The organism is Rhodococcus sp. 1R11, assembly GCF_004563845.1.
Lineage (GTDB): Bacteria > Actinomycetota > Actinomycetes > Mycobacteriales > Mycobacteriaceae > Rhodococcoides.
In genome coordinates this window covers 150,016-163,190 of sequence record NZ_SPNG01000007.1, presented here as the reverse complement: position 1 = coordinate 163,190, position 13,175 = coordinate 150,016, and the positions used below count along the sequence as shown (strand labels likewise).

10 protein-coding genes are annotated in these 13,175 nt (G+C 64.5%); 5 read left to right on the top strand and 5 right to left on the bottom strand.

Going from position 1 to position 13,175, the window contains the following annotated elements; genetic code table 11:
* Nucleotides 1-95: 95 nt before the first annotated feature.
* From tkt to pgl, 5 genes are read left to right on the top strand one after another with little or no spacing between them, the layout of a single operon-like run.
* Complete coding sequence (gene tkt, locus E4P29_RS14520) at nt 96-2,195, top strand: transketolase (protein WP_135045694.1); 2,100 nt, start codon at nt 96-98, stop codon at nt 2,193-2,195.
* 3 nt (nt 2,196-2,198) lie between these two features.
* Nucleotides 2,199-3,323, top strand: a complete 1,125-nt coding sequence (gene tal / locus E4P29_RS14515; protein ID WP_135045692.1) for a transaldolase — start codon at nt 2,199-2,201, stop codon at nt 3,321-3,323.
* Between the two features lie 3 nt (nt 3,324-3,326).
* Nucleotides 3,327-4,883, top strand: a complete 1,557-nt coding sequence (gene zwf, locus E4P29_RS14510; protein WP_135045690.1) for a glucose-6-phosphate dehydrogenase — start codon at nt 3,327-3,329, stop codon at nt 4,881-4,883.
* Nucleotides 4,880-5,788, top strand: coding sequence for a glucose-6-phosphate dehydrogenase assembly protein OpcA (gene opcA, locus E4P29_RS14505; RefSeq protein WP_209205408.1), 909 nt, complete (start codon nt 4,880-4,882; stop codon nt 5,786-5,788). The genes zwf and opcA overlap by 4 nt, the downstream gene beginning before the upstream one ends.
* Nucleotides 5,781-6,524 (top strand): 6-phosphogluconolactonase, encoded by a 744-nt coding sequence (gene pgl / locus E4P29_RS14500; protein ID WP_135045686.1) that lies wholly within the window; start codon nt 5,781-5,783, stop codon nt 6,522-6,524. Before opcA ends, pgl begins: the two co-directional genes overlap by 8 nt.
* Before the next feature lie 299 nt (nt 6,525-6,823).
* Here pgl and ppc read toward each other — a convergent pair whose 3' ends face one another.
* From ppc to gap, 5 genes are all read right to left on the bottom strand, one after another.
* Nucleotides 6,824-9,655 (bottom strand): phosphoenolpyruvate carboxylase, encoded by a 2,832-nt coding sequence (ppc, locus tag E4P29_RS14495; protein WP_135045684.1) that lies wholly within the window; start codon nt 9,653-9,655, stop codon nt 6,824-6,826.
* Nucleotides 9,656-9,706: 51 nt separating this feature from the next.
* Complete coding sequence (gene secG, locus E4P29_RS14490; protein ID WP_135045682.1) at nt 9,707-9,940, bottom strand: preprotein translocase subunit SecG; 234 nt, start codon at nt 9,938-9,940, stop codon at nt 9,707-9,709.
* A 119-nt stretch (nt 9,941-10,059) separates the two neighbouring features.
* Nucleotides 10,060-10,845, bottom strand: coding sequence for a triose-phosphate isomerase (gene tpiA, locus E4P29_RS14485; RefSeq protein ID WP_135045680.1), 786 nt, complete (start codon nt 10,843-10,845; stop codon nt 10,060-10,062).
* Nucleotides 10,846-10,848: 3 nt separating this feature from the next.
* Complete coding sequence (locus E4P29_RS14480) at nt 10,849-12,060, bottom strand: phosphoglycerate kinase (protein WP_135045678.1); 1,212 nt, start codon at nt 12,058-12,060, stop codon at nt 10,849-10,851.
* 5 nt (nt 12,061-12,065) lie between these two features.
* A complete protein-coding gene (gene gap / locus E4P29_RS14475; protein ID WP_135045676.1) occupies nt 12,066-13,085 on the bottom strand; it encodes a type I glyceraldehyde-3-phosphate dehydrogenase in 1,020 nt (339 codons plus the stop codon).
* Between the last annotated feature and the right edge of the window lie 90 nt (nt 13,086-13,175).

The following is a 13,175-nucleotide window of genomic DNA, read 5'->3' as shown; positions in this document are numbered from 1 at the left end:
ACTACTTTCACGCCTCACGCAGGCGCTGTGCAGTTACCGCCGAGCGACGAATCCTCGGAGCCACAACTCGAACGAATGTCAGGAGATTTCTGCTCGTGTCGATCACAGACGATATTGACGTCCTCACCACGGCGCACCACCCCAGCGACTGGACGGACTTGGACACCCGGGCGGTCGACACCGTTCGTGTCCTGGCAGCGGACGCAGTGCAGAAGGTCGGCAACGGCCACCCCGGAACCGCGATGAGCTTGGCTCCCCTCGCGTACACCCTCTTCCAGCGCACCATGCGCCACGACCCCACCGACACGCACTGGATCGGCCGCGACCGTTTCGTGCTCTCGTGCGGTCACTCGAGCCTCACCCTGTACCTGCAGCTCTACTTGGGCGGTTTCGGTCTCGAGCTCGAAGACATCGAAGCACTGCGAACCTACAAGTCCAAGACCCCGGGGCACCCCGAGTTCCGCCACACCGACGGCGTCGAGATCACCACCGGCCCTCTCGGCCAGGGACTGGCATCCGCTGTGGGAATGGCGATGGCATCGCGGCGTGAACGCGGCCTGTTCGACCCCGAACCTGCGCTCGGCGAGAGCCCGTTCGACCACTTCATCTACGTGATCGCCTCCGACGGCGACATTGAAGAAGGCGTCACCTCCGAGGCATCGTCGCTCGCAGGCACGCAGCAGCTCGGCAACCTGATCCTGTTCTACGACGACAACAAGATCTCGATCGAGCACTCGACCGATATCGCTCTGTCCGAGAACACGGCTGCCCGTTACGAGGCCTACGGCTGGCACGTGCAGGTGGTCGAGGGCGGCGAGAACGTCACCGCGATCGAAGAGGCCATCGAGGCAGCCAAGGCCGTCACCGACAAGCCGTCGATCATCGTGCTTCGCACCATCATCGGCTTCCCGGCCCCCACCATGATGAATACCGGTGCCGTCCACGGTGCCGCGCTCGGCGACGAAGAAATCGCCAAGGTCAAGCAGGCTCTCGATTTCGACCCCTCCAAGACCTTCGAGGTCACCGACGAGGTGATCGGGCACACCCGCAAGCTGCAGGAACGTGGCCGCACCGCCCACGCCGAGTGGACCACCCAGTTCGACGCCTGGGCCGCACGCGAGCCCGAGCGCAAGAAGCTGCTGGACCGCCTCACCCAGGGCACGTTGCCCGAGAACTGGACCGACGTACTTCCCACGTGGGAGGCCGGCGGCAAGGCCGTCGCCACGCGTGCGGCGTCGGGCGAGGTCCTCAACGCAGTCGGTCCGGTTCTGCCGGAACTCTGGGGCGGCTCGGCCGACCTCGCAGGCAGCAACAACACCACCATCAAGGGTGCCAAGTCCTTCGGCCCCACGTCGATCTCCACCGACGACTGGGACGCCGAGCCGTACGGCCGCACGCTGCACTTCGGCATTCGTGAGCACGCGATGGGTGCGATCCTGTCGGGCATTGTCATGCACGGTCCGACCCGCGCCTACGGTGGCACGTTCATGCAGTTCAGCGACTACATGCGGCCGGCCGTTCGGCTCGCTTCCCTGATGGACATCGATCCCATCTACGTGTGGACCCACGATTCCATCGGTCTGGGCGAGGACGGCCCGACGCACCAGCCGGTCGAGCATCTCGCAGCGCTGCGGGCCATCCCCAACCTGTCGGTGGTGCGTCCGGGTGACGCCAACGAGACCGCATTCGCGTGGCAGGCCGTGCTGGCGAAGTCCAGCAGCAGCGGTCCCGTCGGTCTTGCACTGACGCGTCAGGGCATCCCGATTCTCGACGGCACCAGCTTCGAGGGTGTCTCGAAGGGTGGCTACATCCTCGTCGAGTCCTCCAAGGCGACACCGGACGTCGTGTTGATCGGCACCGGCTCCGAGCTGCAGTACGCAGTCGAAGCGCAGAAGCAGCTCGAGGCCCAGGGCATCGCTGCCCGGGTGGTGTCGATGCCGTGTGTCGAGTGGTTCGAGAGCCAGGACCAGAACTACCGCGACCAGGTCATTCCGCCCACCGTCAAGGCGCGGGTATCCATCGAAGCCGGCATCGCGATGCCGTGGTGGAAGATCGTCGGCGGGTTCGGCGAGATCATCTCGCTCGAGCACTACGGCGAATCTGCCGATGCGGCAACACTTTTCCGCGAGTTCGGCTTCACGGCCGACGCCGTCGTCGCGGCCGCTCAGCGCTCCATCACCAACGTGAAGGGATAACTCATGACCCAGAACAAGAACCTTGCCGAGCTGTCCGCCGCCGGAATTTCGGTCTGGCTGGACGACCTGTCCCGCGACCGCATTCGGTCGGGCAACCTCAAAGATCTGATCGACACCAAGAGCGTCGTCGGTGTGACGACGAACCCGTCGATCTTCCAGGCTGCGTTGAGCAAGGGCGACGCCTACGACGAGCAGGTCACCAAGCTTGCGGGCGAAGGTGCCGATGTCGAAACCACGATTCGCACGGTCACCACGGACGACGTCCGTGAGGCGTGCGACATCCTCGTACCGCAGTACGAGGCCAGCGCGGGAGTCGACGGCCGCGTGTCGATCGAGGTCGATCCCCGCATGGCGCACGACGCTGACAAGACGTACGAGCAGGCCGTCGAGCTGTGGAAGATCGTCGACCGTCCGAATCTCCTCATCAAGATTCCGGCAACCGAAGAAGGCATCCCCGCCATCGCCAAGGTGATCGGTGAGGGAATCAGCGTCAACGTGACCCTGATCTTCTCCGTCGAGCGCTACGAGCTGGTCATGAATGCGTACCTCGAGGGTCTCGAGGCCGCCCGCGCCGCCGGTCACGACCTCGACAAGATCCATTCCGTGGCGTCGTTCTTCGTGTCCCGCGTGGACAGCGAGATCGACTCGCGGCTGGACGCCATCGGCACCCCCGATGCCGAGGCTCTCAAGGGCAAGGCCGCCCTGGCCAATGCACGCCTTGCGTACGTGGCGTACCAGCAGGTCTTCGAGGTGGCTCCCCGTTTCCGCGAACTCGCAGGCAACGGCGCGCGTCCGCAGCGCCCGCTGTGGGCCTCGACTGGCGTGAAGTCCGACGCCTACCCCGACACCATGTACGTCACCGAGCTCGTCTCTCCGAACACCGTGAACACGATGCCGGAGAAGACAATGGACGCAGTCGCAGACCACGGCAAGATCGTCGGCGACACCGTCTCGGGTAAGGGACCGGAGTCGCAGGAGATCTTCGACCGCATCTCCGCCCTGGGCATCGACCTCACCGACGTCTTCCTGACGTTGGAGAACGAGGGCGTCCAGAAGTTCGAGGGTGCCTGGAACGAGTTGCTCGAAGCTACCGAGGAGCAGCTCCGCCAAGCAGGTCAGAAGAGCTGACCTGTGCCCACCGCAGACACAGAAAACCTGAATTCCGCGGATTGGCGCAATCCACTTCGCGACGCGCGAGACAAGCGGCTCCCCCGCATCGCCGGGCCGTGCAGCATGGTCATCTTCGGAGTGACCGGCGACCTCGCGCGTAAGAAGCTCATGCCTGCGGTGTACGACCTGGCGAACCGGGGGCTCCTACCCCCCGGTTTCGCCTTGGTCGGCTTCGCCCGCCGTGAGTGGCAGAACCAGGATTTCGAGAAGATCGTGCACGACTCGGTGCGCGATCATGCCCGGACTCCGTTCAGCGAAGAGGTGTGGAGCACTCTTGCCGAGGGCTTCCGGTTCGTCCAGGGTTCGTTCGACGACGACGCCGCATTCGACGAGTTGTCGCGGACCCTCACCGAACTCGACGCCACTCGCGGTACCGGCGGAAACCATGCGTTCTACCTCTCGATCCCACCCGGCGCGTTCCCTGTTGTACTGCAACAGCTTTCGCGATCCGGCCTGGCTCAGGCCAAGGACGGCAACTGGCGACGTGTCGTCATCGAGAAACCGTTCGGTCACGATCTGCAGAGCGCCAAGGAACTCAACGCGATTGTGAACCGAGTGTTTCCGGAGGACACCGTCTTTCGGATCGACCACTATCTCGGCAAAGAGACAGTGCAGAACATCCTTGCGCTGCGCTTCGCCAATCAGTTGTTCGATCCGATCTGGAACGCGCACTACGTGGACCACGTGCAGATCACGATGGCCGAGGACATCGGATTGGGCGGTCGCGCAGGCTATTACGATGGAATCGGGGCAGCCCGCGACGTCATTCAGAACCACCTTCTGCAGCTGCTCGCCATCACTGCGATGGAGGAGCCCGTGAGCTTCAATCCCACCGAGCTGCAGTCCGAAAAGATCAAGGTGCTCTCGGCGACCAAGCTCGCGGAGCCGCTCGATCGCACGTCCGCCCGCGGGCAGTACTCAGCCGGGTGGCAGGGCAGTCAAAAGGTGAAGGGGCTCAAGGAGGAAGAGGGATTCGACTCCGAGTCGAACACCGAAACCTACGCCGCCATCACCCTCGAGGTCGACACTCGGCGCTGGGGTGGAGTTCCGTTCTATCTGCGTACCGGAAAAGCGTTGGGCCGCAGAGTCACCGAGATCGCGATGGTGTTCAAGCGCGCCCCACATCTCCCGTTCGACGCCACGATGACCGAGGAACTCGGCCAGAATGCGCTGGTCATTCGAGTCCAGCCGGACGAGGGTGTCACGATGCGCTTCGGTTCCAAGGTCCCCGGGTCCAGCATGCAGGTGCGCGACGTCAGCATGGACTTCAGCTACGGGCAGGCGTTCACGGAGTCCTCCCCGGAGGCATACGAGCGACTGATACTCGACGTTCTCCTGGGCGAGCCCTCGCTGTTCCCGGTCAACGCGGAAGTGGAATTGTCGTGGAAAATCCTCGACCCGATTCTCGAGTACTGGGCCTCGGGTGGCACCGCCGAACCGTACGAGGCCGGCACCTGGGGTCCGTCCTCGGGTGACGAGATGATGCACCGCACCGGACGCGAATGGAGAAGGCCGTGATTGTCGACATTCCCGCCACCACGACGGCCGAGGTCGGCAAGAAGCTCGTCGAGGTTCGTGAGGCAGGTGGCGCGGTCACCATCGGCCGCGTGCTGACCTTGATCGTCGCGAGCCGTGATGCGAGAAAGGCCGAGCGAGCGATCGATGCCGCGAACGAGGCGAGCCGGGAACATCCGTGTCGCGTCATCGTCCTGATACACGGTGATCGGTCCGCCGAGTCGAGTCTCGACGCCCAGATCCGCGTCGGTGGAGACGCCGGCGCGTCCGAGGTCGTCGTACTGCGGCTGAACGGTGAGCTCGCCGATCACGAACACAGCGTCGTCATTCCCTTCCTGCTGCCGGATACGCCGATCGTGGCCTGGTGGCCGGACGAGGCACCGACGGTACCGGCGAAGGATCCACTGGGCCGGTTGGCGATCAGGCGGATCACCGATGCTACCAACTCGTCGGATACCAAGGCAGCGATCAAGGGACGGCTGAGTAGCTACACCGAGGGCGATACGGATCTTTCCTGGAGCCGAATCACCTACTGGCGCGGTCTCCTGGCAACTGCCCTCGACCAGGCACCGTTCGAGCCAGTCACCTCGGCCACCGTGTCGGGACTGGCGGAGGAGCCCGCACTCGACATTCTGGCCGGCTGGCTGGCAGCGAAGCTCGACGTGCCGGTCTACCGCCGAGCAGGCGAGCTCAAGGTGGAGCTGAACAGGGAGAACAGCAGCATCTCGCTGACCCGTCCGCAGACCGGAAAGACCGCCACCCTGCGGCGTACCGGTCAGCCCGACGCCCAGGTGGCTCTGGCGCGCCGCAACACCCGCGAGTGCCTGGCCGAGGAACTGCGGCGGCTCGACACGGACGAAATCTACGAACTCGCCCTCCATGGTCTGTCGAAAGTGAGCTATGAGTAATCAGTCGGTCCTCCGATACCTCGACGCACAGGGGCTGGTCGATGCCGCCCGCACTCGCTTCGTCGACGTCGTCGTCGCGGCCCAAGCCGAGCGCGGTGTCGCGTCGGTGGTGTTGACCGGAGGCGGGACAGGCATCGCCCTCCTCGAGGCATTGCGCGCGGATTCCGGGACCATCGACTGGTCACGGGTGGACATCTATTTCGGTGACGAGCGTTTTCTCCCCGCGGGAGATCCCGAGCGCAACGAAGTCCAGGCATCGGACGCGCTGCTGAAGCACGTCGACGTGCACCCGGATCGACTGTTCACGATGGCGACGTCGGACGGCGCGTACGGCTCGGACCCGGAAACGGCTGCAGCGGCCTATGCGCAGACGCTGCACTCACGAGCCGCCGACGGTGAATGCCCCGATTTCGACATCCACCTGTTGGGTATGGGCGGCGAGGGCCACATCAACTCGCTCTTCCCGCGCACCGACGCGGTCCGCGAGCAGCATCGTTTCGTCGTGGCCGTCGAGGACTCCCCCAAGCCGCCGCCGGTGCGCATCACTCTCACCCTGCCCGCCGTCCGGAGGGCCAAGCACGTGTGGCTGCTGGTGTCCGGCGACGGCAAGGCCGAGGCGGTAGCTGCCGCCGTCGGCGGAGCAGCGTCGGACGACTGGCCGTCGGCCGGAGCCGTCGGCGCGGAATCGACGGTCTGGTTCGTCGACGAGGCCGCGGCCTCACAGCTGGACCGATGACATCCTCGATCCACAGCTGACAGCACACGTACTGCGGCGTCGATTCAGGAGTTCACTCCCCTGAATCGACGCCGCAGTCGTTCGAACCAGTCCCATTCGAACCAGTCCCAGTAGAACCACCCATGGACTCGCCGACGTCACCGAGCGTGTCTCGGAAGTCCGCATACCGCGATCGAGCGATCACCCGATACGCCGTCCCGTCCCGCCACGCGTCGAGAGTGTTTCTGCACGTCCTCATACCCGGTTGGACGCAGACCGTCGGCCACCGGTTCCGTGGCGGCTCAGCGAGACGTGCGGCTCTAGCCGCTGTTGCGTAGCGCCGTGGCCAGTCCGTTCATCGTCAGCAGGATTCCGCGCTTGACCCGTTCGTCGTCGTCACCGTTGCGGTATCGACGCAACATCTCGACCTGCATCTGGTTGAGAGGTTCCAGGTACGGGAACCGGTTGTGTACCGATCGCTCCAGCGCCGGGTTGTCCTCCAGCAATCGACTGTGACCGGTGATCTTCAGATACATCCGAACGGTGGTGGCGTGTTCGGCCTCGATCATGCCGAAGATGCGTGCGCGGAGGTCGGCGTCGGGAACGAGTTCCGCATACCGAGCGGCGATGCCCAGATCGGACTTGGCCATGACCTGCGCCAGGTTGGACAGCACAGTGCGGAAGAACGGCCACTTCCGATACAGTTCCGCGAGTACCTCCAGCCTGGCGTCGTCGTCACCGACCCACTCCTCGAAGGCCGATCCGGTTCCGTACCAACCGGGCAGCATCACGCGGCACTGACTCCACGACATCACCCACGGGATGGCACGCAGGTCGTACACGGAATTCGTCGGCTTACGCGACGCCGGACGCGACCCGATGTTCAGCTCGCCGACCTCGGCAACAGGCGTGGACGTGCGGAAGTACTCGACGAACCCGGGCTCCTCGTGCACCAGCCGGCCATACGCTGCCCGAGCCTTGGCCGCGAGATCGTCCAGAACGTCGTAGGCGGCCTCGGCGCCGTCACCCAATCCTTCGAGGTCGAGCAGCGTCGATTCGAGTGTGCCCGCGACCAACGATTCCAGGTTGCGCCGCGCCATCGACGGTTCGGCGTACTTCGCTGCAATGATCTCACCCTGCTCGGTGAGACGGAGCGATCCCTGCACCACACCGGGCGGTTGCGCCAGAATCGCGTCGTAACTGGGGCCGCCGCCGCGCCCGACGGTGCCACCGCGACCGTGGAAGAGCCGCAACCGAATTCCTGTCTTTCGGGACGCTTCGAGCAGGTCGAGTTCGGCACGGTACAGCGCCCAGTTGGCCGCGAGATAGCCACCGTCCTTGTTCGAGTCCGAATACCCGAGCATGACCTCCTGGTTCATGCCGCGACCGGCCACCAGAGCGCGGTAGATCGGAACGTCGAGAGTGGCGAGCAGCGTCGCGGCACCCTGCTGCAGGTCCTCGATCGTCTCGAAGAGCGGCACGACACCCACCGTCGAGGTCGGTGCCGAACCATCGACGCCGGGATCGAAGATCCCTGCTTCTTTGAGCAGCAGGGCCGCCTCGAGCATGTCACTGACCGACTGACACATGCTGATGATGTAGTTCTGAACGGTGTCCGGGCCCAGGTGGTCGATGGCTTCCTTGGCCGCCTTGACGATGCCCAGTTCTTTCGCAGCGAGGTCGCTGAGTTGCGCAGTGGGCCCGATGAGGGGACGCCGAGTGGCGAGTTCGTGCGAGAGCACCGAGACACGCTCGTCCTCGTCGAGAGACATATAGTCCTGATGAACCCCGGCCCAGGCCAACAGCTCCGCGACCACTTCCTCGTGGGTCTCGGAGTTCTGCCGCATGTCCAATGCCTGCAGATGAAATCCGAACGTCTCGACCGACTGCCGGAGCCGGAGCAGGCGATCGTCGGCGATCAGTCCGTCTCCGTCGGCCCGGAGCGCCCGGTCGAGAGTGTCGAGATCGTCGAGTACTTCCTGCGGGCTCGCATACTGGTTGGCACCGAGATCGATTCCGGACACCGGAACCGCATCGAGCACCGCCCGTGCCGTGGCCGTGAGACGGGCCCGGATACCGACTACGGCAACGCGGTACGGTTCGTCGGCCCGGCGATCGTCCGGTTCCGCGGACGCCTCGGCCAGAGCCTCGAGTTCCTCGGTGACCGCGACGAGTCGCGCGGACATCGACAACTCATTCTCCAGCGCGACGAGTTCGTCGAGGTAGTGCTCGAACGCCACGTAACCGGCCTGATGGGTGGCCGTGTGCACCACCTCGCCGGTGACGTTCGGATTGCCGTCGCGGTCTCCGCCGATCCAGGACCCCGGCCGAAGTATCGGCCGAGGCAGCAGGTCGTCCTCCGGCCATCGCGCTCGCAGCGCCGCGCGGACATCGGCATTGAGGGCGGGCATGACATCGAACAGCGAGGACTCGAAGTAGCGCAGACCCACTTCGATCTCGTCTTGAATGCGCAACCGCGACAGCCGAATCAGGGCCGTCTCCCACAGCGTCAGCACCTGCCGGCGAATCTGCACGTCGATCGCGGCCAATTCCTTTGCGGCTCCGGCGGCTTTGCCCTCCGGGGCAGCCGACGCGACCTCGCGCCGACGCATCAGTGCGGTGATCTTCGATTGGACGTCGAACACCGTTCGGCGACGCGTTTCGGTGGGGTGCGCGGTGATGACCGGTGCCACCAACGCGTCGGTCAACGCGGCGGCGACCTGCTCGCGCGACGGAGCGGCGGCGTCGATCTTCGACCACGTTGCGTCCAGGCTGCTGTCCTGCGGCGGGTCTCCGTTGTCCAGGTGAATGGCTCGGCGACGCTCGCGGTGGAGGTCCTCGGCAAGGTTCGCCAACAACGAGAAGTGACTGAACGCGCGGATCAGCGGAACAGCTCGAGCCACTTCGACATCGTTGTACCGGCCGACAGAGTCGTCGCGTTCGATTTCGGAGCGACGCACCGCGAAGGACTCCACTCGTGCGGACTCGATGAGCTCGAAGACTTCGTCGCCCTCGTGTTCGCGAATGATCTCACCGAGAATGCCGCCGAGGTAGCGGATGTCCTCCCGTAGCGGCTCGGTCAACTCTCGACCACGAGCTGTCGGTGTGACGAATGCCGGGGAACCGACTGACTCGTAAGAGGATTCGCTCATCCCCCCAGTATCGTCGCTCGGCCGTCAACTCGCACTCGGAGCCGAATCGGATCAGGTGAACTTGATCTCGAGACCGATGCCGAGGATCGCGATAAACCAGATGAGGCCGGTGAAGACCGTCAGGCGATCGAGGTTCTTCTCGACGACCGTGGAGCCGGACAGACTGGACTGCACGCCGCCACCGAACAAGCTGGACAGACCTCCACCCTTGCCGCGATGCAGCAGGATCAGCAAGATCAGCGCCAGGCTGGTGATGACCAGCAGGATATCCAGAAACAGATCCATGTCCACCTCAAACTCGATTCGATGCCCTCAGCAGCCTACCTGGCCCCGAGAACGACTTCGGACACCCCGCCGAAGCGGGATGTCCGAAGTCAGTTCCGTGCAGCAGTGACGATGGCCGATCAGGGCAACGGTCCGCCTGCAGCGATTGCCGACAGCGTCGCGAACTCGTCGGCCTTGAGCGACGCTCCACCGACCAGTGCACCGTCGACATCGGGCTGGCCGACGATCTCGCCGACGTTCTTGGCGTTGACCGAACCGCCGTACAGCACGCGGACGCCGGCAGCGACCTCGGCCGACGCCAGTTCCTTCAGTTCCTCCCGAATGGCACCGCACACTTCCTGAGCGTCCGATGCCGAGGCCACGCGTCCAGTGCCGATGGCCCACACCGGCTCGTAGGCGATGACGACCTTGGCTATGTCATCGGCCGTGAGGCCGTCGAGCGAACCGCGGAGCTGAGCCACGTTGTACGCCACGTGCTCACCGGCCTCACGAATGTTCAGACCCTCGCCGATGCACACGATCGGAGTCAGCCCGTTCTTCAGAGCAGCCTTCGTCTTCGCGAGAACGACGGCGTCGTCCTCGCTGTGCAACGTGCGTCGCTCGGAGTGGCCGACCACGACGAAGGTGCATCCCAGCTTGGCCAGCATCGATCCGCTGATCTCGCCCGTGAACGCACCGCTGTCCTCGGCGGAGACGTCCTGAGCACCATAGGTGAGCAGGAGCTTGTCGCCTTCGATCAGCGTCTGGACGCTGCGGATGTCGGTGAACGGCGGAATGACCGTGACGTCCACCTTGTCGAAGTACTTCTCGGGCAACGAGAAGGCGATCTTCTGCACCAGAGAGATGGCCTCGAGGTGGTTGAGGTTCATCTTCCAGTTGCCCGCAATGAGCGGCTTACGTGCCATGCGTTACGCCTCCAGGACGGATAGACCGGGCAGTTGCTTGCCTTCGAGGTATTCGAGGGATGCACCACCACCGGTGGAGATGTGCGAGAAGCCGTCGTCGGGCAGTCCGAGGGTACGTACCGCAGCCGCGGAATCACCACCACCGACCACGCTGAACGCGCCCTTCTCGGTGGCTCCGACGATCGCTTCCGCGATGCCCTTGGTACCGGCCGAGAACTTGTCGAACTCGAAGACACCTGCAGGACCGTTCCAGAAGATCGTCTTCGCATTGGACAGCACGACGGCGAAACGACTGACCGAGTCCGGTCCGATGTCCAGACCCATCCAGCCGTCCGGAATTTCGGAGGCTTTCACAGTCTTCGACTCGGCGTCGGCCGCGAACTTGTCTCCGACGACGATGTCGACCGGAAGGTGGATCACATCGCCGAAGCGCTCGAGCAGGTCCTTGCAGACCCCGATCTGATCCTCCTGCAACAGCGAGTTGCCGACCGAATAACCCTGTGCGGCAAGAAAAGTGAACGCCATGCCGCCGCCGATGACGAGGGTGTCGACCTTGGGAGCCAACGCCTCGATGACGCCGAGCTTGTCCGAGACCTTGGAGCCGCCGAGCACCACCGCGTACGGACGAGCCGCATCCTCGGTCAGCTTGGCCAACACCTCGACCTCGGCCGCGACGAGCGTGCCCGCGTAGTGCGGAAGCAGCTGCGCCACGTCGTAGACCGACGCCTGCTTGCGGTGCACGACGCCGAATCCGTCGGAGACGAATGCCGCATCGTCGCCGGCCAGAGCAACGAGCTCGCGAGCCAGAGCGGCACGCTCGGACTCGTCCTTGCTGGTCTCACGCGGATCGAAGCGGATGTTCTCGAGCAGCAGTACGTCACCGTCGGTCAGGCCCTCGGCGCGTGCCTCGGCGTCCTGACCCACCACGTCTCCTGCGAGCTGGACGTGCCGGCCGAGCAGCTCGCCGAGCTTGGCAGCGACCGGAGCCAGACTGTACTTCGCGTCGGGCTTGCCGTCGGGGCGACCGAGGTGAGCGGTGACGATGACCTTGGCACCGGCCTCGACCAACGCCCGCAGCGTGGGGATCGACGCCTGGATGCGGCCCGGATCGGTGATCGTGCCGTCCTCGAGCGGGACATTGAAGTCCGATCGCACGAGGACGCCACGGCCTTCGACACCGGCATCGAGCAGATCCTGCAGTGTCTTGACAGCCATCGGTGTCAGAAGGACTTGCCGACGAGACCGATGAGGTCGGCGAGGCGGTTGGAGTAGCCCCACTCGTTGTCGTACCAGGAGACGATCTTGACCTGGTCGTCGATGACCTTCGTCAGCGGCGCGTCGAAGATCGACGAGTGCGGGTCGGTGACGATGTCCGAGGACACGATCGGATCGGTGTTGTACTTCAGAATGCCCTTCAGCGGGCCTTCTGCAGCTGCCTTCATCGCGGCATTGATGTCGTCCGCGCTGGCCTTCTTCTTCAGCAGAGCGGTCAGATCGGTGACCGAGCCGGTGGGGATCGGAACCCGGAGCGCGTAGCCGTCGAGCTTGCCGAGCAGCTGCGGAAGAACCAGGCCGATGGCCTTGGCCGCACCGGTACCGGTGGGGACGACGTTCAGCGCTGCTGCACGTGCACGACGGAGGTCGCTGTGCGGGCCGTCCTGCAGGTTCTGGTCCTGCGTGTACGCGTGAATGGTCGTCATGAGGCCCGAGACGATGCCGAACTCGTCGTCGAGAACCTTGGCGATGGGGCCGAGGCAGTTGGTGGTGCACGACGCGTTGGAGATGATGTTCTGGCTGCCGTCGTACTTGTCGTCGTTGACGCCCATGACGATGGTGATGTCCTCGCCCTTGGCGGGCGCGGAGATGATGACCTTCTTGGCACCGGCGTCGATGTGACCCTGAGCCTTCGCAGCGTCGGTGAAGATGCCGGTGGACTCGACGACGACGTCGACGCCCAGGTCACCCCACGGAAGTGCGGACGGTCCCTCACGCAGCGACAGAGCCTTGATCTTCTGGCCGCCGACGACGATGGTGTCTTCGCCCTCGAGCGAGACGTCGTGCGGCAAGCGGCCCAGGATCGAGTCGTACTTGAGCAGGTGTGCGAGCGATGCGTTGTCGGTCAGGTCGTTGACAGCAACGATTTCGATGTCGGTGGTACCGAGCGCCTTCTGCGCGTCGACTGCCCTGAAGAAGTTACGCCCGATGCGGCCGAAGCCGTTGACGCCTACCCGGATCGTCACTGTTCGCTCCTAAAAGTTGTGAAAACAAGTGTCTGGTCGTGCCTGCATGCGGGGTGCCACACGCTGTTCCTACCCTAGTGTGCGCTCCGG